Origin of the sequence: Pseudomonas sp. PDM22 (assembly GCF_014851965.1) — a bacterium.
GTDB lineage: Bacteria > Pseudomonadota > Gammaproteobacteria > Pseudomonadales > Pseudomonadaceae > Pseudomonas.
The window spans coordinates 114,045-138,446 of record NZ_JACVAR010000001.1 but is presented as its reverse complement, the minus strand read 5'-3'; the positions used below and the strand labels follow the sequence as shown (position 1 = coordinate 138,446).

At 65.6% G+C, this 24,402-nt stretch carries 19 protein-coding genes; 11 read left to right on the top strand and 8 right to left on the bottom strand.

The window, feature by feature from the left end:
- Window positions 1-94: 94 nt before the first annotated feature.
- The 10 genes from IB255_RS00635 to IB255_RS00590 all read left to right on the top strand — a co-directional run bounded on the left by IB255_RS00635 (window position 95) and on the right by IB255_RS00590 (window position 14,639).
- On the top strand, window positions 95-982 hold the full coding sequence (locus IB255_RS00635; RefSeq protein ID WP_017519352.1) for an NAD(+) kinase: 888 nt from the start codon (window positions 95-97) through the stop codon (window positions 980-982).
- On the top strand, window positions 982-1,962 hold the full coding sequence (locus tag IB255_RS00630; RefSeq protein WP_081519383.1) for a metallophosphoesterase: 981 nt from the start codon (window positions 982-984) through the stop codon (window positions 1,960-1,962). The genes IB255_RS00635 and IB255_RS00630 overlap by 1 nt, the downstream gene beginning before the upstream one ends.
- Complete coding sequence (locus tag IB255_RS00625) at window positions 1,959-2,825, top strand: rhomboid family intramembrane serine protease (RefSeq protein ID WP_081519384.1); 867 nt, start codon at window positions 1,959-1,961, stop codon at window positions 2,823-2,825. The genes IB255_RS00630 and IB255_RS00625 overlap by 4 nt, the downstream gene beginning before the upstream one ends.
- A gap of 247 nt (window positions 2,826-3,072) precedes the next feature.
- Window positions 3,073-3,333 carry a YeaC family protein gene (locus IB255_RS00620; RefSeq protein ID WP_045211838.1) on the top strand — a complete coding sequence of 87 codons (261 nt, stop codon included), beginning with the start codon at window positions 3,073-3,075 and terminating at the stop codon, window positions 3,331-3,333.
- A gap of 13 nt (window positions 3,334-3,346) precedes the next feature.
- Complete coding sequence (locus IB255_RS00615; protein WP_081519385.1) at window positions 3,347-4,174, top strand: DUF2797 domain-containing protein; 828 nt, start codon at window positions 3,347-3,349, stop codon at window positions 4,172-4,174.
- A gap of 144 nt (window positions 4,175-4,318) precedes the next feature.
- Window positions 4,319-6,976 (top strand): aminopeptidase N, encoded by a 2,658-nt coding sequence (gene pepN / locus IB255_RS00610; RefSeq protein ID WP_081519386.1) that lies wholly within the window; start codon window positions 4,319-4,321, stop codon window positions 6,974-6,976.
- A 488-nt stretch (window positions 6,977-7,464) separates the two neighbouring features.
- Window positions 7,465-9,432, top strand: a complete 1,968-nt coding sequence (locus tag IB255_RS00605) for a DUF1302 domain-containing protein (protein ID WP_081519387.1) — start codon at window positions 7,465-7,467, stop codon at window positions 9,430-9,432.
- 74 nt (window positions 9,433-9,506) lie between these two features.
- A complete protein-coding gene (locus IB255_RS00600) occupies window positions 9,507-10,874 on the top strand; it encodes a DUF1329 domain-containing protein (protein ID WP_081519388.1) in 1,368 nt (455 codons plus the stop codon).
- Between the two features lie 286 nt (window positions 10,875-11,160).
- On the top strand, window positions 11,161-12,243 hold the full coding sequence (locus IB255_RS00595) for a WD40/YVTN/BNR-like repeat-containing protein (protein WP_081519389.1): 1,083 nt from the start codon (window positions 11,161-11,163) through the stop codon (window positions 12,241-12,243).
- A gap of 14 nt (window positions 12,244-12,257) precedes the next feature.
- Window positions 12,258-14,639 carry an efflux RND transporter permease subunit gene (locus tag IB255_RS00590; RefSeq protein WP_081519390.1) on the top strand — a complete coding sequence of 794 codons (2,382 nt, stop codon included), beginning with the start codon at window positions 12,258-12,260 and terminating at the stop codon, window positions 14,637-14,639.
- 69 nt (window positions 14,640-14,708) lie between these two features.
- Here the strand turns inward: IB255_RS00590 and IB255_RS00585 are convergent, their stop codons facing one another.
- On the bottom strand, window positions 14,709-15,506 hold the full coding sequence (locus IB255_RS00585) for a cyclase family protein (protein WP_192209701.1): 798 nt from the start codon (window positions 15,504-15,506) through the stop codon (window positions 14,709-14,711).
- A 112-nt stretch (window positions 15,507-15,618) separates the two neighbouring features.
- On the opposite strand from IB255_RS00585, the gene IB255_RS00580 reads away from it, so the two are divergent.
- Window positions 15,619-16,035 (top strand): carboxymuconolactone decarboxylase family protein, encoded by a 417-nt coding sequence (locus IB255_RS00580; RefSeq protein ID WP_081519392.1) that lies wholly within the window; start codon window positions 15,619-15,621, stop codon window positions 16,033-16,035.
- A gap of 360 nt (window positions 16,036-16,395) precedes the next feature.
- Here the strand turns inward: IB255_RS00580 and IB255_RS00575 are convergent, their stop codons facing one another.
- From IB255_RS00575 to IB255_RS00545, 7 genes are read right to left on the bottom strand one after another with little or no spacing between them, the layout of a single operon-like run.
- A complete protein-coding gene (locus IB255_RS00575) occupies window positions 16,396-17,496 on the bottom strand; it encodes a chlorophyllase/cutinase-like alpha/beta fold protein (RefSeq protein ID WP_081519393.1) in 1,101 nt (366 codons plus the stop codon).
- A gap of 37 nt (window positions 17,497-17,533) precedes the next feature.
- Window positions 17,534-19,177: a BatD family protein gene (locus tag IB255_RS00570; protein WP_081519394.1), complete on the bottom strand. Its 1,644-nt coding sequence runs from the start codon at window positions 19,175-19,177 to the stop codon at window positions 17,534-17,536.
- Window positions 19,174-20,934: a VWA domain-containing protein gene (locus tag IB255_RS00565; protein WP_192209700.1), complete on the bottom strand. Its 1,761-nt coding sequence runs from the start codon at window positions 20,932-20,934 to the stop codon at window positions 19,174-19,176. The genes IB255_RS00570 and IB255_RS00565 overlap by 4 nt, the downstream gene beginning before the upstream one ends.
- On the bottom strand, window positions 20,931-21,965 hold the full coding sequence (locus IB255_RS00560; RefSeq protein WP_081519396.1) for a vWA domain-containing protein: 1,035 nt from the start codon (window positions 21,963-21,965) through the stop codon (window positions 20,931-20,933). Before IB255_RS00560 ends, IB255_RS00565 begins: the two co-directional genes overlap by 4 nt.
- Window positions 21,958-22,455, bottom strand: a complete 498-nt coding sequence (locus tag IB255_RS00555) for a DUF4381 domain-containing protein (protein WP_081519397.1) — start codon at window positions 22,453-22,455, stop codon at window positions 21,958-21,960. The genes IB255_RS00560 and IB255_RS00555 overlap by 8 nt, the downstream gene beginning before the upstream one ends.
- The gene (locus tag IB255_RS00550) at window positions 22,452-23,396 is read right to left on the bottom strand and encodes a DUF58 domain-containing protein (protein ID WP_081519398.1); all 945 of its coding nucleotides are present in this window, start codon (window positions 23,394-23,396) and stop codon (window positions 22,452-22,454) included. Before IB255_RS00550 ends, IB255_RS00555 begins: the two co-directional genes overlap by 4 nt.
- A 1-nt stretch (window position 23,397) precedes the next feature.
- Window positions 23,398-24,357 (bottom strand): AAA family ATPase, encoded by a 960-nt coding sequence (locus IB255_RS00545; RefSeq protein WP_045211803.1) that lies wholly within the window; start codon window positions 24,355-24,357, stop codon window positions 23,398-23,400.
- Between the last annotated feature and the right edge of the window lie 45 nt (window positions 24,358-24,402).

The window sequence follows — 24,402 nt, the reverse complement described above, 5'->3', positions numbered from 1 at the left end:
GCGCACCCGCTCCGGCCACGCTGCGGTTTGCCGCTGCTTCCGCCTTTCGCCCATAATTCCGCCATTCGAGTAGCGCAACGCCGTCCGGAGTCCCATGGAACCCTTTCGCAATATCGGCATCATCGGCCGCCTGGGCAGCACCCAGGTTCTGGAAACCATCCGTCGGCTGAAGAAATTTCTCACCGAGCGCCACCTGCACGTGATCCTCGAGGACACCATCGCCGAGGTCCTGCCGGGCCACGGCCTGCAGACCTGCTCGCGAAAGATCATGGGCGAGATCTGCGACCTGGTGATCGTGGTCGGCGGCGATGGCAGCATGCTCGGCGCCGCGCGGGCCCTGGCGCGGCACAAGGTGCCGGTGCTGGGGATCAACCGCGGCAGCCTGGGCTTCCTCACCGATATCCGCCCTGACGAACTGGAAACCAAGGTCGCCGAAGTGCTCGGCGGCCAGTACATCGTCGAAAGCCGCTTCCTGCTCGACGCGCTGGTGCGCCGCCACGGCGAATCCATCGGCCAGGGCGACGCGCTGAATGACGTGGTGCTGCACCCCGGCAAGTCCACGCGGATGATCGAGTTCGAGCTGTACATCGATGGCCAGTTCGTCTGCAGCCAGAAGGCCGACGGCCTGATCGTCGCCACCCCGACCGGCTCCACCGCCTACGCGCTGTCCGCTGGCGGGCCGATCATGCATCCCAAGCTGGATGCCATCGTGGTCGTGCCGATGTACCCGCACATGCTGTCCAGCCGCCCCATCGTGGTCGACGGCAACAGCGAGCTGAAGATCGTCGTCTCACCGAACATGCAGATCTACCCGCAGGTGTCCTGCGATGGCCAGAACCACTTCACCTGCGCGCCGGGCGACACCGTCACGGTGAGCAAGAAGCCGCAGAAGCTGCGCCTGATCCATCCCATCGACCACAACTACTACGAGGTCTGCCGGACCAAGCTGGGTTGGGGCAGCCGCCTCGGGAGCAGCGAGTGATGGAACTCGACCCCGCACGTGGCTATGACCTGATCGGCGATATCCACGGCTGCGCGCACACCCTCGACCATCTGCTGGAGCGCCTCGGCTATCGCTCGCAGGGTGGCGTGTGGCGACATGCGCGGCGACAGGCGCTGTTCCTGGGCGACCTCATCGACCGTGGCCCGCGCATCCGTGAGGCGCTGCACCGAGTGCACGACATGGTCGCCGCCGGCGAGGCGCTGTGCATCATGGGCAACCATGAATTCAACGCGCTCGGCTGGTCCACGCCCGCCGCGCCGGGCAGTGGCCGCCAGTACGTGCGCGAGCATACGCCGCGCCATGCCCGGCTGATCCGCGAGACGCTGGAGCAGTTCGAAGGCCACCCGGCGGACTGGCGCGACTTCCTCGGCTGGTTCCAGGAGATGCCGCTGTTCCTCGATTCCGGGCGTTTCCGCATGGTCCACGCCTGCTGGGACCACGACGTGATCGACACGCTGCGCAAGCAGTTTCCTGACGGGCGCATCGACGAAGCCTTCCTCATGGCCACTGCCGAGCCGGGCAGCTTTGCCCAGCAGGCCTGCGACCGCCTGCTGCGCGGCACCGACATGCGCCTGCCCAACGGCCTGACGCTGACCGGCAGCGACGGTTTCACCCGCGCCTTCTTCCGCACCAAGTTCTGGGAAGAAGACCGCGCGCCGGAAACCTACGGCGACATCGTGTTCCAGCCCGACGCGCTGCCTGACGAAGTGGCCAGCGAGCGCCTGAGCGAGGAGCAGAAGTCCCGCCTGCTCACCTACGGCCCCGACGAGCCGCTGCTGTTCGTCGGCCACTACTGGCGGCGCGGCACCCCGGCGCCGATCCGCCCGAACCTCGCCTGCCTGGACTACAGCGCAGTGATGTACGGCAAGCTCGCGGCTTACCGGCTGGACGAGGAAACGCGGCTGGACCGCAACAAGTTCGTTTGGGTGGATGTAAAGCGTCCGGAGGGCGATGAGTGAGCGCGATTGAAGCAATGCGACTGCCTGCGGCGGTCGACCTGGGGCAGTTCGTCACCCTGCTGCAGCGCCTGAACGTGCCGTTCCGGGTCAGCGAGGAATCCGGCGAGCAGGTGCTCTGGGTGCCCAACGCGCAACTGGCGGAGCAGGTCCGCACGCTCTACGAGCGTTATCCGCAGGGCGACCCGCAATTCGCCGTGCAGGCCGAGACCCTGCGCCGCGGCCCGGGTTTCGTCCAGCAACTGAAGATGAGCCGCATGACTGCGGCGGTGCTGCTGGTGACCTTCGTGGTGGCGGCCATCACTCTGCTGGGCACCTCCCCCGAGACGTTGCGTTGGTTCACTTTCCAGAATTTCCAGATGGTCGGCGAGGATCGCGCGCTGTTCTATCCGCTGTCCGACTCGCTGGCGCAGGGGCAGTGGTGGCGCCTGTTCACGCCCATGCTGATCCACTTCGGCTGGCTGCACCTGGCGATGAACGCCATGTGGTACTGGGAGCTGGGCCGGCGCATCGAGTATCGCCAGGGCGCCTGGATGCTGCTGGGGCTGAGCCTGGGCTTCGGCCTGGTGTCGAACCTGGTGCAGTACGGCTTCAGCGGGCCGAGCCTGTTCGGTGGGCTGTCCGGCGTGCTTTACGGACTGCTCGGCCACTGCTGGATCTTCCAGCGCATGGCGCCGACGCCGGCCTATCACCTGCCCAGGGGCGTGGTGGCGATGATGCTGATCTGGCTGCTGGTGTGCCTGTCGGGGGTGATCGACCTGCTCGGCTTCGGCTCCATCGCCAACGGCGCCCACGTCGGCGGGCTGGTGGCCGGTTGCCTGAGTGGTCTGGTCGGCGGGCTGTTGGCTCGGCGCGCGGCGCGCTGAGCCGCATTGCGGCGTCTCATCATCGGCCGATCCTTGCCGGCTGGCGACTTCGCAGGGTGGGTGGAGCCTAGGCGATACCCATGCTGTCGGTGCTGGGAGCGATGGGTATCGCTTCGCTCCACGCCATCCTACGAAAGCAGCCTTCTGGATGAACGGGACCTACGCAACCGATTGACCGGCGTTCGTGCGCGCAAGGCTTTCGCCCGGTAGAATGCCCGCTTCGTTTTTCCCCTGCAGGAGCCGGCCCATGTCGTCCTTCGCCGAAATGATCGAGAACATCACCCCCGAAATCTACGAGAGCCTCAAGCTGGCCGTGGAAATCGGCAAGTGGCCCGATGGCCGCAAGCTGTCCCAGGAACAGAAGGAGCTGTCGCTGCAGGCCATGATCGCCTGGGAGATGGACAACCTGCCCGAGGACCAGCGCACCGGCTACATGGGCCCGCAGGCCTGCGAATCCCACGCCGAGCCGATCCCGAACATCCTCTTCTCCTCCAATTCGCTGCACTGATGGCAGGGTTTTGATGGAAGAGATTGGACGCGGCGCCCTGGACAAGATGTCGGCGCGCCTGGAAAGCCCCGTGCAGTACGCCTTCCGCTTGGGCGATGCGCAGGTCCCGGTGAACCCGCTGATCGGCAAGACCGTGCGCCTGGAGTACCTGGGCGAGATCAACTGCTGCCACTGCGGGCGCAAGACCAGGAAGAGCTTTGCCCAGGGCTACTGCTACCCGTGCTTCACCAAGCTGGCGCAATGCGACAGCTGCATCATGAGCCCGGAGAAGTGCCACTTCGAGGACGGCTCCTGCCGCGAGCCGGAGTGGGGAGAGCGCTTCTGCATGACCGATCACGTGGTCTACCTGGCCAACTCCTCGGGAGCCAAGGTGGGCATCACCCGCGCCACCCAGGTGCCGACCCGCTGGATCGACCAGGGCGCGCGCCAGGCGCTGCCGATCATGCGCGTGGCGACCCGCCAGCAGTCCGGCTTCGTCGAGGACCTGCTGCGTAGCCAGGTCACCGACCGCACCAACTGGCGCGCATTGCTCAAGGGCGAGGCCGAGCCGCTGGACCTGGTAGCCATCCGCGAGCAGATCTTCGATGCCTGCGCCGAGGGCATCGTCGCGCTGCAGCAGCGCTTCGGCCTGCAGGCGATCCAGCCGGTGATCGACATGGACCCCATCGAGATCAGCTACCCGGTGGAGGCCTACCTGCCCAAGATCACCAGTTTCGATCTGGACAAGACGCCGGTGGTCGAGGGTACCCTGCAGGGTATCAAGGGCCAGTACCTGATCTTCGATACCGGCGTGATCAACGTGCGCAAGTTCACCGCGTACCAGCTGGCCATCAGCGCCTGATCGAACCTGCATTGAATTTTCGGCACGAGGAACGCATCTAGGGATAGATGCGTTCCCGACTCGCCCGCGCCGTTCCCAATCGCTAGAGTCAGTATTCCTCCGGCCGGCCCATCCTGCCTGCCGCCTTCCAAGGGGCCAAAAGCCATGCGTACCGAGCAACCGAAAGTCATCTACCTCAAGGATTATCAGGCGCCCGAGTACCTGATCGACGAGACCAACCTGACCTTCGAGCTGTACGAGGACCACACCCTGGTCCACGCCCAGCTGGTGATGCGCCGCAATCCGGAGCGCGGCGACGGCTTGCCGCCGCTGGTGCTCGACGGCCAGCAGTTGGAGCTGCTGTCGGTGGCGCTGGACGACCAGACCCTCGAAGCCGGCCAGTACCAGCAGGACGAGAACCACCTGACCCTGCAGCCGACGGCGAAGACCTTCACCGTCGACAGCACCGTGCGTATCCACCCGGAAAGCAACACCGCGCTGGAAGGCCTGTACAAGTCCGGCAAGATGTTCTGCACCCAGTGCGAAGCCGAAGGCTTCCGCAAGATCACCTACTACCTCGACCGCCCGGACGTGATGAGCAGCTTCACCACCACGCTGTCGGCCGAGCAGCACCAGTATCCGGTGCTCCTCTCCAACGGCAACCCGGTGGCCAGCGGCTCGGAAGAGGGCGGCCGCCACTGGGCGACCTGGCAGGACCCGTTCAAGAAGCCGGCCTACCTGTTCGCCCTGGTCGCCGGTGACCTCTGGTGCGTGGAAGACCAGTTCACCACCATGAGCGAGCGCGAAGTCACCCTGCGCATCTATGTCGAGCCGGAGAACATCGACAAGGTCCAGCACGCCATGGACAGCCTGAAGAACTCGATGCGCTGGGACGAGAAGGTCTACGGTCGCGAGTACGACCTGGACATCTTCATGATCGTCGCGGTCAACGACTTCAACATGGGCGCCATGGAGAACAAGGGCCTCAACATCTTCAACTCCAGCTGCGTACTGGCCAAGGCCGAGACTGCCACCGATGCCGCGCACCAGCGCGTCGAAGGTGTCGTCGCCCACGAGTACTTCCACAACTGGTCGGGCAACCGCGTGACCTGCCGCGACTGGTTCCAGCTGTCGCTCAAGGAAGGCTTCACCGTGTTCCGCGACAGCGAGTTCTCCGCCGACATGAACTCGCGCACCGTCAAGCGCGTCGAGGACGTGGCCTTCCTGCGCACCAACCAGTTTGCCGAGGACGCCGGTCCCATGGCGCACCCGGTGCGCCCGGATTCCTTCATCGAGATTTCCAACTTCTACACCCTGACCGTCTACGAGAAGGGTTCGGAAGTGGTACGCATGATCCACACCCTGCTGGGCGCCGACGGCTTCCGCAAGGGCACCGACCTGTACTTCGAGCGCCATGACGGCCAGGCCGTGACCTGCGACGACTTCGTCAAGGCCATGGAAGACGCCAACGGCGTCGACCTGACCCAGTTCAAGCGCTGGTACAGCCAGTCCGGCACCCCGCGTCTGGCGGTGGAGGAGAGCTTCGACGCCGCCGCGCAGAGCTACACCCTGACCTTCCGCCAGAGCTGCCCGGCCACGCCGGGGCAGAGCGAGAAGCAGCCCTTCGTCATTCCGGTGCAGATGGGCCTGATCGACAAGCTGGGCAACGCCCTGTCGTTGCGCCTGCAGGGCGAAGAGCATGCCCATGGCAGCGATCGCGTGCTGCAGGTCACCGAGGCCGAACAATCGTTCACCTTCGTCGGCCTCGCCGAGAAGCCGCTGCCGTCGCTGCTGCGTGGTTTCTCCGCGCCGGTGAAACTGAGCTTCCCGTACAACCGCGACCAGCTGATGTTCCTCATGCAGTACGACGAGGACGGCTTCAACCGCTGGGAAGCCGGCCAGCAGCTGTCCGTACAAGTCCTGCAGGAGCTGATCGGCCAGCACCAGCGTGGCGAGAAGCTTGTCCTGGATGATCGCCTGATCACCGCCTTCCGCACCTTGCTGCTGGACACCGGCCTGGACCAGGCCATGGTCGCCGAGATGCTCTCGCTGCCCAGCGAGGCGTACCTCACCGAGATCAGCGAAGTGGCTGATGTCGAGGCCATCCACGCCGCCCGCGAGTTCGCCCGCCAGCAGATCGGTGCGGCGCTGCACGAGCCGCTGTGGGAGCGCTACCAGGCCAACCGCAAGCAGTCCCGCGAGACCGCCTACGTCGCCGAGGCTTCGCATATCGCCCGCCGCAGCCTGCAGAACATCGCTCTCTCCTACCTCATGCAGAGCGGCAAGGCCGAGGTGCTCGCCGCCTGCCAGGAGCAGTACAAGGATTGCGACAACATGACCGAGCGCCTGACCGCGCTGGCCGTGCTGGTCAACTCGTCCTTCGAGAGTGAAAAGGCCGAGGGGCTGGCGATGTTCGCCGACTACTTCAAGGACGACCCGCTGGTGATGGACCAGTGGTTCAGCGTCCAGGCCGGCTGCACCCTGCCGGGCGGGCTGGAGCGTGTACAGGAACTGATGAAGCATTCGGCCTTCACCCTGAAGAACCCGAACAAGATCCGCGCGCTGATTGGCGCCTTCGCCAACCAGAACGCGGTGAACTTCCACCGCGCAGACGGCGCCGGCTACCGCTTCCTGGCCGACCAGATCATCACCCTCAACGCGCTCAACCCGCAGATCGCCTCGCGCCTGCTGACCCCGCTGACCCGCTGGCGCAAGTACGCGCCGACGCGTCAGGCGCTGATGAAGGCCGAGCTGGAACGCATCCTCGCGTCCGGCGAGCTGTCCAGCGATGTATACGAAGTGGTCAGCAAGAGCCTCGCGTAACACACCCGCCGCGCCCCGTCCCAGGGGCGCAATGCACTTTCGAAAAGGTGTTACCAACTTTTGTTGGTAACACCTTTTTGTTACCTATCGAAATTAACCGATATCATTCTTATCGCTTTGTGATATTGGGCGAAAAACCCCGATGTGTCTGCGTCGCGCCTTCAGGGGCCGATTGCGCCATCAGGGGTGTCAAATGGCGCAATCAGCCACTTGATTTGATCAGTGAACGACCAGTCACAAAAAGTAGCGCGCAGATTCTTTATTTTTTGTAAGCAGAATCGGATACATCGGTGCTGTTGGCACTGGGGTTGCACCGACGGACCCCGCTTAGCCTTTGCCCGTCCGATGGGGCGGGAGGCATGTCGAGCACCTTGGGGGAGTTTCCTTCAGATCGACGACAACAAGGCCGTGGAATAACGGCTGAAAACGGTGAACCGCCCGCAGTGGCGGCACCGCCAAAGAATGATCAGTCCATGGAGTGAGTCCTAATGGAAATCCCAGTTCGCAAGCCCGTCTTGCGTTATGCGCCTGCTCGTGCGGGCTTCGCCCTGGCAGGCATCCTGCCTCTGCTGATGTCCGCCCCGGCGACCGCCGTGGAGTTCAGCTTCCTCGACAACGAGGTGACCGGCTCGCTGGACAGCACCGTTTCCTACGGCTCGCTGTGGCGCGTACAGGGTCAGGACAAGACCAACAACGACATCAACGGCAACGACGGCAACCGTAACTTCGACACGGGCCTGGTTTCCGAGGTGTACAAGATCACTTCCGACCTGGAAGCGACCTACAAGAACTACGGCCTGTTCGTACGTGGTTCGGCTTTCTATGACACCCAGATCATGGATAAGCGCAACGACTACTACGACAACAACCACCCGGCGCAGCCGAGCCAGACCTACCCCAACAGCGACCGCTTCACCAGCGAGACCCGTGACGCCGCCGGCAACCGCGCCGAGATCCTCGATGCCTACGTCTATGGCAACTGGGACGTGGCCGACCACCCGCTGACCGCGCGCCTGGGTCGCCAGGTGTTCAACTGGGGCGAGGGCATCTTCTACCGTGGTGGCGTCAACACCACCAACCCGGTGGACGCCGCCAAGTTCCGCCTGCCGGGCGCAGAGCTGAAGGAAGTGCTGATGCCGGTTGAGGCCGCGAGCTTCAACATCGGCCTGACCGACAACCTGTCGATGGACGCTTTCTACCAGTGGAACTGGAAGGAAACCCGTATCGACCCGGTCGGCACCTTCTTCTCCGAGACCGACCTGTTCGCCGATGGTGGCAACACCGCCTACACCACCGTGGGTGCGCTCTCCAACCCGCTGTTCCAGACCCTCTACCCGCAGCTGTCGGCAGCCCATGTGGGCGGCCTGCAGGGCACCAGCTACCTGGACTCCAATGGCGTGTTCAAGGTCGCCAACGTCGGCAAGGACATCAACGCCAAGAACGATGGTCAGTTCGGCGTGGCCTTCCACTACGTGGCCGAAGAGCTGAACTCCACCGAGTTCGGCTTCTACTTCGTCAACTACCACTCGAAAGAGCCGACCATCTACGCCGACCTGAACAGCGATTACGCCGGCGTGAACCTCGACCAGCTGGCCGGCATTGGCGGCTTCAGCTCCTACGACCAGCTGGTAAGCGCGGCAGGCGGCGGCAACGCCCTGGCCGGCCAGGTGCTGAGCCTGGTCAACGGCGCGACCTCCGTGGACGTGGCCAACCAGGTCAACGCCCGTCGCGAGTACGTCGAGAACATCCGCATGTACGGCTTCAGCTTCAACACCACCGTGGGCGATGCCTCGGTGTTCGGTGAGCTGGCCTACCGTCCGAACCTGCCGATCGGCATCGCCACCACCAACGACCTGCTCGGCGACCTGCTGGTCCAGGCTCCGGGTCTGGCCAGCGGCAAGACCGTGAATATCGGTGGCGGCCAGGTTTCGATGAGCGACCAGATCCACAACTACGAGCGCGTCGAGGCCTTCAACACCTCGCTGGGTACCATCTACAACTTCGGTCCCTCACTGTCCTTCGACTCGTTGATGGGCGTGGCGGAACTGGCCTCCGAGCACCTGCGCGGCAGCGACCTGAAGTACACCGCGTACGACGGCAGCACCCGCTACTACTCCGGCCGCGGCAACGGCGCCTACATCTCCGGCTACGACCGCGACGATCAGGTGAACAAGAACGCCTACGGCTACACCCTGCTGCTGTCGGGTACCTGGAACGACGTGTTCGCCGGCGTGAACATCTCGCCCTACGCCGTCTACAAGGACGACTTCGAAGGCAACTCCTACCAGACCGGCAACTTCATCGAAGGCCGCAAGGCCTACACCCTGGGCGTCAAGGCGACCTACCTGAACGCCCTGGAAGCCGAGCTGCAATACACCGAGTTCTACGGCGCCGGGCAGAACAACGCCGCACGCGACCGCGACAACGTGGGCTTCAACGTCAAGTACTCGTTCTAACGAAAACAGATCCTATGAAAGCCGCGCGGCGGGGTTCAGAAGTACCCGCCGCGCACACCTCACGGAGAAGCAACATGCGCAACATGCGTACCCTGGTTGGCGCCGCAGTGGCCCTGGCCCTGTCGGCCGGCAGCGCCCTGGCAGCGGTTTCCCCGCAGGACGCGGCCAAGCTGCAGTCGACCCTGACCCCGATGGGCGCGGAAAAGGCCGGCAACGCCGCCGGCACCATTCCGGCCTGGACCGGTGGCATTACCCAGGCGCCGGCCGGCTACAAGCCGGGCCAGCACCACATCGACCCGTTTGCCGCCGACAAGCCGCTGTACACCATCACCAAGGCGAACCTGGACCAGTACAAGGCCAACCTGACGCCGGGCACCCTGGCGCTGTTCGCCACCTACCCGGACACCTTCCAGATGCCGGTGTACCCGAGCCGCCGCAGTGGTTCGGCACCGCAGTGGGTGTATGACAACACCCTGAAGAACGCCACCAGCGCCAAGCTGGCCGAGGGCGGCAACGGCTTCGTCGATGCCTTCGGCGGCATTCCGTTCCCGATCCCGCAGAGCGGCGTGGAGGCGGTGTGGAACCACATCGCTCGTTACCGCGGTACCTTCATCGTGCGTCGTGCGTCCGAAGTGGCCGTGCAGCGCAATGGTGACTACTCGCTGGTGACCTCGCAGCAGGAAGCACTGTTCAAGTACTACGTCCAGGGCAAGAGCTTCGCTGACCTGAACAACCTGCTGTTCTACTACCTGTCGTTCACCAAGAGCCCGGCTCGCCTGGCCGGTGGTGCCGCGCTGGTCCACGAGACCCTGGATCAGGTGAAGGAGCCGCGTCAGGCCTGGGGCTACAACGCTGGCCAGCGCCGCGTGCGCCGTGCGCCGAACCTGGCCTACGACACCCCGATCGCTGCCGCTGACGGCCTGCGTACCGCCGACGACACCGACATGTTCAACGGTTCGCCCGATCGCTACGAGTGGAAACTGATCGGCAAGAAGGAAATGTACATCCCGTACAACAACTACAAGGTTTCCAGCCCTGAGGTTAAGTACAAGGATCTGCTGACCCCCAGCCACCTGAACCCGAAGTACACCCGCTACGAACTGCACCGCGTGTGGGTCGTCGAAGGCACCTTGAAGCCGGGCTCGCGCCACATCTACTCCAAGCGCGTGCTGTTCCTGGACGAAGACAGCTGGGGCGCCGCCGAAGTCGACCAGTACGACGGTCGCGGCGAGCTGTGGCGTGTTTCGCTGGCCTACCTGAAGAACTACTACGAGCTGCCCACCACCTGGACCGCTCTGGATACCTTCCACGACCTGCAGGCCCGTCGCTACCACGTACAGAACCTGGACAACGAAGAGCCGAGCACCATCGACTTCGGCCAGGCCGTACCGGACGACTCCTACTTCAGCCCGTCCGCACTGCGTCGCCGCGGCACCCGCTGAGTTCGTGTCATGCCTGAAAGAGCCCGCCCTTCGGCGGGCTTTTTCATTTGTGGTCGAAAAGTCGCCAGACCCTGTAGGGCGGAGACGAAAAGTGTTACCGCTCAACCCGCTGGAAGCCCCCAGCTGCGCGCCTTTCGGCTGAGATGGCAAAACGCAGTCATCCTTTCGAGTGAGGCGGCCAGGGCTTAACAAAAGATAACGTGCCGTTAATTGTCAGCCTCGGAAAAGGCTGGCTATATAGCTCCAAACTACATACCGCCTGCATAAGAAAAAGAGGTAAAGGCATATGCGTGAGCCCCTGTGGCGCACTTCGAGCGAGCAGCCCGTATCGGGAGTGCGAAGCTCCTTCCCGATGTCGCGCAAGACGGTTTCCCTGCTCGGCGCGTTTTCCTTCCTGATGATGTCCCTGGCTCCGCTGCATGCCGTTGCCGCAACGGACGCCGCCAGTGATTCCAACTCGATCGTTTCCGCCAAGGCCTCCAGCAGCCTGCTGCTGAGCATTGCCCATGCCGGCAAGCGGCTGATCGCAGTGGGTGATCACGGGCACATCCTCTATTCCGACGACGCAGGCAAGAGCTGGACCCAGGCCACCGTGCCGACCCGCCAGCTGCTGACCTCGGTGTTCTTCATCAGCGACAAGAAGGGCTGGGCCGTCGGCCATGACGCCCAGGTCCTGGCCACCACCGATGGCGGCACCACCTGGGTGCGCCAGTTCGAGGACCTCAAGCGCGAAGCGCCGCTGCTGGACATCTGGTTCCAGGACGAGAACCACGGCATGGCCGTGGGCGCCTATGGCGCGCTGCTGGAAACCACCGACGGTGGCCAGCACTGGGAAGACGTCAGCGACCGCCTGGACAACGAAGACCAGTTCCACCTCAACGCCATCACGGCGGTGAAGGATTCCGGCCTGTTCGTGGTCGGCGAGGCGGGCAGCATGTTCCGCTCCAAGGACTGGGGCGAGACCTGGGAAAAACTCCAGGGCCCGTACGAAGGCTCGCTGTTCGGCGCCACCGGCACCACCCAGGCCGGCACCGTCCTGGCCTACGGTCTGCGCGGCCACCTGTTCCGCTCCACCGATTTCGGCAGCACCTGGCAGCAGGTCAGCCTGCCCACCGCCAACGGCGGCGAGCTGGAGTTCGGCCTCTCCGAAGGCAGCCTGCTGGATGACGGCACCATCGTCGTCGTCGGCCATGGCGGCAGCGTGCTGGAGAGCAAGGACGACGGCGTGAGCTTCAGTGTCGTCAACCGTCCGGATCGCCTGTCCCTCGCGGGCGTGAGCGCGGCCGGCAATGGCAACCTGGTCCTGGTCGGCCAGGGCGGTATCCACCTGGCTTCGGCGACCGGCGCCGAGCTGACAGAACAACAATAAGCCGGGGAGCCGCAATGAACGCTCTGAACAAGCATCAACAGGACAAGGCGACTTTCCTGGAACGCATCATCTTCACCCACCGGCCGTTCGTGATCATCGCGTGCCTGCTGGTGACCGTCTTCCTCGCCTGGTCGGCCACGCAAGTGCGTCCGTCCACCAGCTTCGAGAAGATGATCCCGCTGCAGCACCCGTTCATCCAGAACATGCTGGAGCACCGCAACGACCTGGCCAACCTCGGCAACACCGTGCGCATCTCGGTGGAAGCGGTGAATGGCGACATCTTCACCAAGGAATACATGGAGACGCTGCGGCAGATCCATGACGAGGTCTTCTACATCCCCGGCGTCGACCGCTCCGGCATGAAGTCGCTGTGGAGCCCGAGCGTGCGCTGGACCGAAGTGACCGAGGAAGGCTTCGCCGGTGGCGAGGTGATCCCGCAGACCTACGACGGTTCCGCCAAGGCCCTGGACCTGCTGCGCAACAACGTGCTCAAGTCCGGCCAGATCGGCCGCCTGGTGGCCAACAACTTCAAGTCGAGCATCGTCGACGTGCCGCTGCTGGAGGTCTACCCGGACCCGAAGGACCAGGGCAAGCTGATGAAGCTGGACTACCGCCAGTTCTCCCATGAGCTGGAAGAGAAGATCCGCGACAAGTACCAGCTGCAGAACCCCAACGTGAAGATCCACATCACCGGCTTCGCCAAGAAGGTCGGTGACCTGATCGACGGCCTGCTGATGGTGGTCGGCTTCTTCGGCATCTGCTTCGTCATCACCCTGGTGCTGCTGCTGTGGTTCACCAAGTGCGTGCGCTCCACCATTGCCGTGTTGTCCACCACCCTGGTGGCGGTGATCTGGCAGCTGGGCCTGCTGCACATCATCGGCTTCGGGCTGGACCCTTACTCGATGCTGGTGCCGTTCCTGATCTTCGCCATCGGTATTTCCCATGGCGTGCAGAAGATCAACGGTATCGCCCTGCAGTCCAGTGACGCGGAAACCCCGCTGCTGGCCGCCCGCCGCACCTTCCGCCAGCTGTTCCTGCCGGGCATGATCGCGATCCTCGCGGACGCCGTCGGCTTCATCACCCTGCTGGTGATCGACATCGGCGTGATCCGCGAACTGGCCATCGGCGCGTCCATCGGCGTGGCGGTGATCGTGTTCACCAACCTGATCCTGCTGCCGGTTGCCATTTCCTACATCGGCATCAGCAAGAAGGCGGTACAGCGTAGCAAGGAAGACGCCGTGCGCGACCATCCCTTCTGGCGTGCGCTGTCCAACTTCGCCAGCCCGTCGGTGGCGCCGATTTCCGTGGTCATTGCCCTGGCGATGTTCGCCGGCGGCATGTGGCAGGGCCATCACCTGAAGATCGGCGACCTCGACCAGGGCGCGCCGGAACTGCGTCCGGATTCGCGCTACAACCTGGACAACGACTTCATCATCCGCAACTACTCGACCAGTTCCGACGTGCTGGTGGTGATGGTGGCGTCCGAGGCCGAAGGCTGCTCCACCCACAAGACCCTGTCCGCCATCGACGAGCTGGCCTGGCGCCTGGAGAACACCCAGGGCGTGCAGTCGGCCATCTCCCTGGTCACCGTCTCCAAGCAGATGATCAAGGGCATGAACGAAGGCAACCTGAAGTGGGAGTCGCTGTCGCGCAACCAGGACGTGCTGAACAACTCCATCAGCCGCGCCGAAGGCCTGTTCAACAGCAACTGCTCGCTGGCACCCCTGCTGGTGTTCCTCAACGACCACAAGGCCGAGACCCTCGACCGCGCCGTGGCCGTCGTTCAGGACTTCGCCAAGGCCAACGAGAAGGACGACCTGAAGTTCAAGCTCGCCGCCGGTAACGCCGGTATCGAGGCCGCCACCAACGACGTGATCAAGCACTCGGAACTGACCATCCTGATCCTGGTGTACATCTGCGTTGCGCTGATGTGCCTGATCACCTTCCGCTCCTTCGCCGCGACGCTGTGCATCGTGCTGCCGCTGATCCTCACCTCGGTACTGGGCAACGCGCTGATGGCGACCCTGGGCATCGGCGTGAAGGTGGCGACCCTGCCGGTGATCGCGTTGGGCGTGGGTATCGGCGTGGACTACGGCATCTACATCTACACCCGCCTGGAGTCCTTCCTGCGCCAGGGCCTGTCCCTGCAGGAAGCCTACTACGAGACCCTGAAGTCCACGGGCAAAGCAGTACTGTTCACCGGCCTGTGCCTGGCCATTGGCGTCGCCACCTGGATCTTCTCGGCGATCAAGTTCCAGGCCGACATGGGCCTGATGCTGACCTTCATGCTCCTCTGGAACATGTTCGGCGCCCTGTGGCTGCTGCCGGCGCTGGCGCGCTTCCTGATCAACCCGGAGAAGGTGCGCCAGAAGAAGGCTTCGATCCTGGTTCACTGATCGACGCTCGAGCAATAAAGAACGCGGCCCTCGGGCCGCGTTTTTTTATGATCTTCGTAGGGGCCGACTTCACGGCAGAATCGCAAACACCCGCGCCGGGAAGCCCGTACCCTGGGCAATCTTCGGGAAACTCACCACCGCCAGCGCGCCGGCTTCGGGCACCTTGTCGAGGTTGGCGAGCAGTTCGATCTGGTAGTGGTTGGTGCCCAGGATGTAGGACTCCAGCGAATAGTCGTCCTTGCTGGTGGCGATGCCCGGATCGGTGTCGGTGGTCTCGTGGCCCGATGCAGTGATCTTGCGCGTCTCATAGAGGTACACCAGCGCCTCCTTGCTCCAGCCCGGATAGTGCGCCACGCCCTTGGCGTCCTGGTTCTGCATCTTCGCCTGGTCTGGCCAGCGCTGGGACCAGTCGGTGCGTAGCGCCGCGAAGGAGCCTTCCGGTACCGCACCATGCCTGGCCTCCCAGGCCTTCACATCGGCGAGGGTGAGTACGTAGTCGGGGTTCTTCGCCACCTGTTCATGGATGTCGAACACCACCAGCGGCAGGAACTGCTCCTTCACATCGAGCTGGTCGACGCTGCGCAGGCCCTTGTGGAAGTGCACCGGCGGGTCGACGTGGGTGCCCCACTGGCCGACGTGGCTGTACAGCTCCACCTGGAAGCCATCCTTGTCCACGGTGTAGAGCGTCTTGCGGCCCATGGGTTCGAAGCCTTTCCAGTGCGGCGTGTTGTTGTCGAACGAGTGGGTCAGGTCGACGAAAGTGTGTTGCTTGAGGCTGGCGTAGGTGTCCCACAGGCCGGGCTGGGCAGCCTGGCTTGCGGCGGGTAGCAGGGCGGCGGTGAAGAGCAGGGCGGGGAGGCGTTGCATGGGTCTGATTCCTTGACGGGGATGGGAGAAAGCGCCTTATCTTTCTCCATCGTCTGATCCGCCATCCAATTCTGAATTCTGCTTTTCTTATTCCTTTCCGTTAGGAGACCCCATGTCCTTCCAGCTCATCGAGTACGCCGAAGCCAGTCCTGAAGTCCGTGACGTCTACGACGACATCATGGCGACCCGCAAGATCGACTGGGTGAACAACTTCTGGAAGGCCCTAGCCAACCATCCGCAGACGCTCAAGCGCACCTGGGAAAGTCTCAAGGAAGTCATGGGGCCGGGGCAGCTCGATCCGCTGGTGAAGGAGCTGATCTACGTCGCCGTCAGCGTCACCAACAACTGCAATTACTGCATCGGCTCCCACGGCGCCGCGGCGCGCAAGGCCGGGATGGACGACGCCATGCTCGGCGAGCTGATGGCGGTGGTGGCCATGGCCAACGAGACCAACCGCCTTGCCATCGGCTACCAGGTGCCGCTGGACGATGTGTTCAAGGGCGCGGTGATGGAGAGCAGCGCCAACTGAGTCGACTGGGCCCTGTAGGAGCGGGCCATGCCCGCGATCCGTCGGCAGGGCCGACGTTTTTCTGGTGTTGCAGGTTTGCTGCTTCGACTTGGGTATTTCGGCGCCGCTTCAGCATGCGCGTGGACTCCGTGTTTCTCCCCCTCGGGCGACCTTCTTTGGCAAACGACGGATGGCCGCCCCACCCAAAGAAGGCAAAGGTCTTGCCCCGGACATCCGGTTTTTCGCTTAGGCGAAAAATACCCTCGTTGAACGGGGCATTCGGCGCGTGCGGATGTTTCTCTGGAAGTCTCATCAGAGCCAGAGCGGCGTGGCTCTTTGTAAGAGCGAGCTTGCTCGCGAACCCGCCCTGCGCCCGAACCATCAGGGGCGGGATTGGGACAACCGCTGGATCGCCTTGACCGGAGTTCCATCGCTCCAGCGCCCCATGGATAGCTGCGCCGGCCCGCCGCCCAACGCGTAGTCGCGGTCCTGGCCGTAGAAGGCCGCATCGCACAGCGCATCGAACAACTTCCACGGTCCGAACCAGTCCATCGCATCGGTGGCCAGAGCATTGTGCGCCGAGGGTTGCCCCTGCTTGAGCCGCTGCTTCACACGTTCCTGCACGCGGTTGAGCAGCCAGCTGGAAGAGTCGCTGGGCGGGTAGCGCGGATCGAAACGCGGCGCGGTCGGCGCTGCGTGATTGGCCAGCAGCGGCGGGCTGCCGTGGCGGTCGCTGCGCAGCAGGAGCAGGTCCTTGTCGCGCGATGCGACCTGGGTGCTCTCCGCGTAGACGCGTCGCGCGTCATCGCAGGCGACGCGTTCGTCCTCATCACCACAAACAGCCAGCAGCAAGGTGCCGGCGGGAATGTTTGCCAGTGGTTCCAGTGGCACCTGCCGCCAGCGCGGGCCGCTGCTCTTGCCCGGCTCAACTGCCATCAGCGCGCGCGGTTGTGGCACGCCGAGGCGTTGCCAGGAGGCTGCCAGCCCGCTGGCGATCAGGCCGCCCGCCGAGTGACCGATATAGGCGACGTGCTCCAGCTCCGGCTTCACCCCCAGCTTGCCTGCCTGCAGATCGGCGAGAGCGCGGCGCACGGAGTCGGCGGCGTTGGGCAGGAACTCCGCCGCCGGCGTCTTCAGCGTCGCCTGGTAGCGCGGGTAGATGAGGATGGCGCCGCGTCGGACGATGTGCTCGATCCAGGCGCGGTAGAGGTCGGGCTGCATGACGCTCCAGCCGTGGGTGAAGACCACGACGGGCGCCGTGGACGGGACTGGGCGGTCCGGGGTGAACACCCAGTACTCGTTGCCGTCGGTGGTGAAGTGCCACTGGCGCACGTCGGCGTGGGCATAGTTCGAGCCGCCAGGGCCCTGCAGTGGCTGGGTCGGTGGCAGGACCTCGGCAGTGCTCAGCGGGGCTGCCTGGAGCAGGTTGCAGATCAGCAGCAGGCCGGCGGCCAGCGCTGGAGTCAGCCGGTGGGCGGGCATGGAGGCACCTCTGGCGGGGATGCCTCCAGCATAGCTGTCAGCGGGGATAGAGCGGCGGCAGGCTGCTGGCTTCCGGCGCTGGCGGCGCGTCCGGGTCGGCGCCAGGGAGGGTGCGGATGGCGCGCCAGAGGTCTTCGCCCTGCCAGTTGCGGCCGCCTTCGCTGTCGCTGTAGAGCGCGCCGTTCAGACCGTCCAGCGCATCGGACAATGGCACGAAGCGCGCCGCCATGTCGGCCAGGGTTTCCGGCTGCTGGCGGGCCCAGGCATCCAGCGCCTGGCGGGTGGCGTGGGAATCGTTGGCCTGGCAGGCGCGGCGCAGTTCGTCGAGCAGCGTGCGGGTGCTGGGGCCAGCCTGCGCCACACGGATCACCGCCGGCTGGCTACGAGCGCGCCACCACAGGCCGAAGCCGAGCAGGGTGGTCAGGCTGAGCAGGGCGCAGGCGAGCTGCCAGGGCCACAGCAGCGTGTCGCTGACCGGCGCTTCGCTGGGCGCGGCGGGGGGCTCGGCGTGCTCTTCGAGCTGTGCGTTGGCAGCGACCTGCAGCGTGCGCGCCGGCAGGCTGGTGCGCTCGACGCGGCGCTCCTGGGTGTTCCACCAGACGATTTCCACCGGCGGCAGCTCCACCGGGCCGGCCTTGTCGGCGATCAGTGCTTCACGCTCTTCGCGACTGCCGATCATGCCCTGGTCGCTGGCCTCGTTGGCCAGCTGCGGCTGGTCCGGATAATGGCGCAGGCCTTCGGGCAGGCTGATGGGCAACGGCGGCAGCTGGGCGCTGGAGAGGCCTTCCACGCGCAGCATGATGTTGCGGGTCAGCGACTCGCCGGCCTTGGCCTCTTCCGGCTGCGGGCTCCAGGTCTCGGTCAGGCTGAGCGAGCGGGCAGGCAGCCACGGTGCGTCTTTCGGGTAATCGGCGGGCTTGGGATCGACCTGCAGCGGGATGCTCGGCGAGACCACTCGAATCTGTTTGCCCGTTGGCGGGCCGAAGGGATTGTTGTCCTCGTTGCGGCGCTGCGCGACCTGGGTGGCGTTGAAGGTCTGGCCGGGGATTTCCAGGGTGCCGCTGTTCTGCGGGAAGATCGCGTAGCGCACTTCGATCACGCCGTGGCGAACGCCGTTGATGTCCTTCTCGTAGGTGCGCGCCTCACCCAGTTGCTCGACGCGGGCGTCGTTCATGCGCAGCGGGCTGAGGCTGCTGTCGTCGTACAACGACACCGAGTGGTAGATGCGCAGGGTGAGGATCACCTGGGCCTGCACCCAGCTTTCCTCGCGGTCGACGCTGGCGTCGATGAACACCGGGGCGAGCTTCTGGCCCTCGGCGCTGTCCTCGGCCTTGAGCACGTCGAGGCTGATCGGTTCGCTGGCATTGCCGCCCAGGTGGATCGGCGGGATTTCCACCTTGCCTTCGTTGCGCGGCTGCAGGGTGATGATCCAGCGCGTGGTGGCCTGGGACTTGCCGTTGAGCGTGGTCAGGCGGTTGACCTGACGGGTGCCGAGCACCACGAACTGCTCGTCCAGCGGCTTCAGGTCGGGCTTGCCGAACAGCGTGGGGTCGTCGGATTCCAGCGTCAGCTCGACGCTCTCGCCCTGGTTCAGGCGCGCACGGTCGACGCTGGCGGTGAGGCTGGCCTCGGCGCGGAAGGCGACGAGGCAGAGCAGGGTCAGGCAGATCAGCCTTTTCATGGGTTGGGTTCCTGGCGCTGCTGCTGTTGCTGGTACCAGAACTTGCGGCGCAACAGCTCGGACGGATCGTCGGGAATCTGCCGCAGCCACTGTTCCAGGGCCTGACGGCGCTCGTCACCTAGTGGACCGGCATCTTCCGGGTTGGTTTCCTGTTCTTCGCGGGCGTCCTCGCCGGGCTTGTCGCTGTGGCTGGCGGAGGGGCGGTCGGCTTCCTGCGAAGGGTTCTTCGCTGCCGGTGCCGGCTGCGAGTCGCGTTCGCTGGAATGTTCTTCCTCTTGCTGCTGGTCCTGCGGCTTGGCGGCCTGGGGATCGCTGCTCTGGGCGGGGTCCTGGTTCTGCTGCGGAGGCTGGTCGGTGCCATCGCCCGCGGGGTTGTCCTTGCGCTGGCGCAGCAGGTCTTCGAGCAGCGCCTTGTTGCGCTTGGCCGACTCCAGCTCGGGCTCGCGCTCCAGCGCCTGGTCATAGGCGTCGATGGCCGCCTCCAGCTCGTTCTGTTTCGCCAGGGCGTTGCCGCGGTTGTAGTGGTCTGCGGCCTCATCGCCCTGGGCGAAGGCCTGGGCGGCGTCGACATAGTCGCCGGCGCGGTACAGCGCCAGGCCTTTCCAGCGGAAGTCGTCGAAGCGCTCGGCGGCTTCGGCGGGGTGCCCCGCGTCGAGCAGGCGCTGGCCCTGCTGGTCCGGCCGCAGCCAGAGGTCGTTGAACTCGAAGGCGTTGGCATCCTGAGGCGACGCCCACAGCAGCGGCAGCAACAGCGGCAGGCTGAACAGCCAGCCGCGTCGGCCGGCGCAGGCGGCGAGCAGCAGTAGCGGCAACAGCAGCCAGTAGCCCTGGTCGGCCCAGCGTTGCAGGCGCAGCAGGGCATCTTCCTCGCTCACCTGCAGGCCCTGGGTGCTGTCCAGCAGGCCGAGGGAGCGCAGGTCGCTGCTGCTGGCGCGCAGGCGCTGGAAGCGTCCGCCCATGTCGGTGGCGAAGGCACGCAGCGAGTTTTCGTCCAGCCGCGGCACGAGAATGTTGCCCTGGTCGTCCTTGAGGAAGGTGCCGTCTTCCTGGGCGATGGGCGCGCCGCCGGGGGTGCCGACGGCGAGCAGCAGCAAGTCCTTGCCCTTGCCTTTGAGGGCCTGGCGGATGCCCTGGCGTTCGCGGGCGTCCAGCGCACTGGTGATCAGCAGGATTCGGCCGTTGCCTTCGGCGCCATTGTCCAGCAGTCGGCGCGCCTGGGCCACGGCAAGGTCGGCGCGCTCGCCAGGTTCGGGCATGATCGACGGCTTCAGGGCGTCCAGCAGGTTGCGCGCGGTGCCCAGGTCATTGGACAGCGGCACCAGCGTGTGGGCGCTGCCGGCGTAGACGACGATGGCGGTCTGCGCGTCGCTGCGGCTCTGCAGCAGGTCGAGCAGCTTGTGCCGGGCCTGCTCCAGGCGCGTCGGCTTGAGGTCGGTGGCGAGCATCTGCGGGGTGAGTTCCAGCACCACCACCAGAGGGTCGCTGCGCTCCATGGTCGGTTGCTCCACCTGCTCCCAGCTTGGGCCGAGCAGGGCGAGCACGGCCAGCAGCCAGGCGATGCCGAGGTAGATCCATGGGCGGCGCTCATGGCGGCCGCTGCCGCCGGACAGCAGCCACGGATGGAAGGCCGGTGGCAGCAGCAATTGCCAGCGGCCGGCGCGGCGTTCGCGGTGCCAGAGTTTCCACAGCAGCCAGCCGAGCGGCAGCAGCAGGATCAGCCAGAGCGGGTGCAGCAGGTGCGGCCAGACGTGGCTCATGGCCGGCGCTCCTTCTGCAGACGCGCCGTCCAGGCCGGCCAGCGCCAGTCCTCGGGCGGCCACAACGTTCCGACGACCAGCGCCGCGCTGATCAGCAGGGCCAGCAGCAGCGGCCAGCGGTACAGCGCGATGGCCGGGCGTGCCTGGGTCGGCTTCTGTTCCACCGGTTCGAGCTGGTCGAGGCTGTCGGAGATGCGTTGCAGCTCTTCACCGTTGCGCGCACGGAAGTATTCGCCGCCGGTGCTTTCGGCGATGGCCTTGAGTGTCGGTTCGTCCAGGTCCAGCCCCGGATTGAGGCCGAACAGCCCGGCGACGCCACCCTGTTTGGGATCGGCGCCGATACCGATGGTGTAGACCTTCACCTGTTCCTCGGCAGCGAGTTTGGCGGCGGTCTGCGGGGAAATCTCGCCGGCGGTGTTTGCGCCGTCGGTGATCAGTACCAGCACGCGGCTCTCGGCCGGGCGCTGGCGCAGGCGCTTGACCGCCAGGCCGATGGCGTCGCCCAGGGCGGTGTCCTTGCCGGCGATGCCGATCAGCGCCTCGTCCAGCCAGATGCGCACGGTGTGGCGGTCGAAGGTCAGCGGCGCCTGCAGGTAGGCGCGGGTACCGAACAGAATCAATCCGACACGATCGCCCCGGCGGCCCTCGATGAAGTCGCCGAAGAGTTTCTTTACCAGGTCGAGGCGGCTGACTTGCGCGCCGTCCCAGGTCATGTCGGCGTAATCCATCGAGCCGGAGACGTCGACCGCCACCAGCAGGTCGCGGCCGGTGGCCGGGATCGGCAGCGGCTCGCCGACCCACTGCGGGCGCGCGGCGGCCAGCAGCAGGCAGAGCCAGAGCAGGGCGAAGGGCGCCTGCTGGCGCCACGCCGGCAGGCGTGCGCGGGCACGGCGGCCGGCGAGGCCTTCGAGTTCCTTGAGGAAGCTGACCTTGATCGCCGCCTCGCCGTTGTCGGCCGGCGGCAGGATGAAGCGCATCACCCAGGGCAGCGGGGCGAGCAGGAAGATCCAGGGCCAGGCGAACTCAAACATGCTTGCGCACCCAGGTTTCCACCGATGCAGCGAGGCCGTCGATGGCCTTGTCGTCCAGCTTGCACTCGGCGCGGTAGCCGCCTTCCACCAGGATCATCCAGCGGGTCAGGCCGGCGGCCGGGCAACGCGTATCGAGGAAGGCCAGCCAGGCGCGGCCGCTCAGGGTATGGCTGTGGCTCTCCGGCCAGCGGGCGCGCGACAGGCGCTTGAGCAGGCCATTGAGCGATTGCAGCCAGGGGCCGGCCGGCGCGCGGTCGTAAGGGCGTGGCAGGCGCTTGAGTTCCTCCAGCGCGGCTTCGCGCAGCGGGTCCAGTGCCACCTCGGCAACCACCTTGGCCTTGCGCCTGGGCAGCCAGCGCTGGCGGTTGCGCCAGAGCCCCCAGAGCAGCAGCGGCACCAGCGCGGCGAGCAGCCACCAGCCCGGCGCCGGCGGCCACCAGGGCACCGCGGCGGGTTCGATCAGCGGTTGCAGCTGGTCGAGGGGATTCATTTCGCGTAGCCCGGCTGGTGCTGTTCCAGCAGGTTGCGCAGTTGTTCCACCAGTTCTTCCTGGGTGGTCAGCGGCAGCAGCGGCACGCCAAGGCGCAGGGCGAGGCGCTGCCAGCGTTCGCGGCGCGCTTCGCCAAGGGCGCGGTAGGCCAGGCGTTGCTCGTCGATGTGGGTGTCCAGTTCCAGCTGCGCCTGACCCTCGGCGAACCTCAACAGGCCGGCGGCGGGCAGGGCATGGTCGAGCGGGTCGGACACCGGCAACATCACCAGGTCGGTGTGGCGCGCCAGCAGGGACAGCTGTTGCTCGGCGACGTCACTGAGCGCGCGCTCGTCGCACATCACCATGATCAGGCTGCCGGGGCGCAGCACCTCGCGGGCGCGGCGCAGGGCCATGCCGAAGCCGTCGCCAGTGTGGCTGAGGTTGGAGCCGGCGAGCAGGGCGTTGTTGGCGCGCACGATCAGGTTGAACAACTGCAGCAGGCTCTGCTTGCTGCGCCGTGGCTTGATCTCGTGGCATTCGCTGTCGGTGAACACCAGCCCGCCAATGCGGTCATTGTGCGCCAGCGCGGCCCAGCCGACGAAGGCGGCGGCGCGGGCGGCGAGTACGGACTTGAAGCACAGGCCGGAGCCGAAGAACAGCCGGGCGCTCTGCTCGACCAGCACGAACACCGGACGCTCGCGTTCCTCATGGAACAGCTTGGTGTGCGGCTCCTGGGTGCGCGCGGTGACGCGCCAGTCGATGGTGCGCACGTCGTCGCCGGCCTGGTAGACGCGCACCTGGTCGAAGTCCACGCCGCGGCCGCGCAGGCGCGAGTGATGCAGGCCGATCAACGGGCTGCGCCGCGAGGGCGTCGAGAACAGCTGGACTTCGCGCAGGCGGTGACGGATCTCGATCAGCTCGCCGAGCGAGACGGCCACGCCGGGCGCCAGGACGTTGTGCATGTCAGGCGACGGCGACCACGTCGAGGATGCGCTGGACCACACGGTCCTGGTCGATCCCGGCGGCTTCCGCCTCGAAGGTGAGGATCAGGCGATGGCGCAGCACGTCGAAGAGCATCGCCTGGATGTCCTCGGGGCTGACGAAGTCGCGTCCGGCCAGCCAGGCATGGGCGCGTGCACAGCGGTCCAGGGCGATGGAGCCGCGCGGGCTGGCGCCGTAGGACAGCCACTCGGCGAGCTCGGCGTCGTACTTGGCCGGGGTGCGCGTGGCCATGATCAGCTGCACCAGGTATTCCTCCACGGCGTCGGCCATGTACAGGCCAAGGATTTCGTGGCGGGCGGCGAAGATGGCTTCCTGGGTAACCCGGCGCTCCGGCTTCGTCTCGCCATGCAGCGCTTCGCCTCGGGCCTGCTGGAGGATGCGGCGCTCCACGGAGGCTTCCGGGTAGCCGATCTTCACGTGCATGAGGAAGCGGTCGAGCTGGGCTTCGGGCAGCGGGTAGGTGCCTTCCTGCTCGATGGGGTTCTGCGTCGCCATCACCAGGAACAGCGGCGGCAGGTCATAGGTGCTGCGGCCCACGCTGACCTGGCGCTCGGCCATGGCTTCGAGCAGGGCGGACTGCACCTTGGCCGGCGCGCGGTTGATTTCGTCGGCCAGCACCAGGTGGTGGAAGATCGGCCCCTGCTGGAACACGAAGCTGCCGTTTTCCGGGCGATAGATCTCCGTGCCGGTGATGTCGGCCGGGAGCAGGTCGGGGGTGAACTGGATGCGGTGGAACTCGGCCTCCAGGCCTTCGGCCAGGTCCTTGATCGCCTTGGTCTTGGCCAGCCCCGGTGCGCCTTCCACCAGCAGGTGGCCGTCGGCAATCAGGGCGATGAGCAGCCGCTCGATGAGCTTTTCCTGGCCGAGGATCTGGCTGGAGAGATACTGGCGCAGTGCAAGGAGCGACTCACGATGTTCCATCGCGTGGATTTCCTGGACGAAGGGTGGGGCTGTCGGGCCGCCTAC

Excerpts from the sequence above, each read along its gene's own strand:
- IB255_RS00635 (WP_017519352.1), top strand. The coding sequence starts at position 95 with ATGGAACCCTTTCGCAATATCGGCATCATCGGCCGCCTGGGCAGCACC.
- IB255_RS00630 (WP_081519383.1), top strand. The coding sequence starts at position 982 with ATGGAACTCGACCCCGCACGTGGCTATGACCTGATCGGCGATATCCAC.
- IB255_RS00620 (WP_045211838.1), top strand. The coding sequence starts at position 3,073 with ATGTCGTCCTTCGCCGAAATGATCGAGAACATCACCCCCGAAATCTAC.
- IB255_RS00615 (WP_081519385.1), top strand. The coding sequence starts at position 3,347 with ATGGAAGAGATTGGACGCGGCGCCCTGGACAAGATGTCGGCGCGCCTG.
- pepN (WP_081519386.1), top strand. The coding sequence starts at position 4,319 with ATGCGTACCGAGCAACCGAAAGTCATCTACCTCAAGGATTATCAGGCG.
- IB255_RS00605 (WP_081519387.1), top strand. The coding sequence starts at position 7,465 with ATGGAAATCCCAGTTCGCAAGCCCGTCTTGCGTTATGCGCCTGCTCGT.
- IB255_RS00600 (WP_081519388.1), top strand. The coding sequence starts at position 9,507 with ATGCGCAACATGCGTACCCTGGTTGGCGCCGCAGTGGCCCTGGCCCTG.
- IB255_RS00595 (WP_081519389.1), top strand. The coding sequence starts at position 11,161 with ATGCGTGAGCCCCTGTGGCGCACTTCGAGCGAGCAGCCCGTATCGGGA.
- IB255_RS00590 (WP_081519390.1), top strand. The coding sequence starts at position 12,258 with ATGAACGCTCTGAACAAGCATCAACAGGACAAGGCGACTTTCCTGGAA.
- IB255_RS00585 (WP_192209701.1), bottom strand. The coding sequence starts at position 15,506 with ATGCAACGCCTCCCCGCCCTGCTCTTCACCGCCGCCCTGCTACCCGCC.
- IB255_RS00580 (WP_081519392.1), top strand. The coding sequence starts at position 15,619 with ATGTCCTTCCAGCTCATCGAGTACGCCGAAGCCAGTCCTGAAGTCCGT.
- IB255_RS00575 (WP_081519393.1), bottom strand. The coding sequence starts at position 17,496 with ATGCCCGCCCACCGGCTGACTCCAGCGCTGGCCGCCGGCCTGCTGCTG.
- IB255_RS00570 (WP_081519394.1), bottom strand. The coding sequence starts at position 19,177 with ATGAAAAGGCTGATCTGCCTGACCCTGCTCTGCCTCGTCGCCTTCCGC.
- IB255_RS00565 (WP_192209700.1), bottom strand. The coding sequence starts at position 20,934 with ATGAGCCACGTCTGGCCGCACCTGCTGCACCCGCTCTGGCTGATCCTG.
- IB255_RS00560 (WP_081519396.1), bottom strand. The coding sequence starts at position 21,965 with ATGTTTGAGTTCGCCTGGCCCTGGATCTTCCTGCTCGCCCCGCTGCCC.
- IB255_RS00555 (WP_081519397.1), bottom strand. The coding sequence starts at position 22,455 with ATGAATCCCCTCGACCAGCTGCAACCGCTGATCGAACCCGCCGCGGTG.
- IB255_RS00550 (WP_081519398.1), bottom strand. The coding sequence starts at position 23,396 with ATGCACAACGTCCTGGCGCCCGGCGTGGCCGTCTCGCTCGGCGAGCTG.
- IB255_RS00545 (WP_045211803.1), bottom strand. The coding sequence starts at position 24,357 with ATGGAACATCGTGAGTCGCTCCTTGCACTGCGCCAGTATCTCTCCAGC.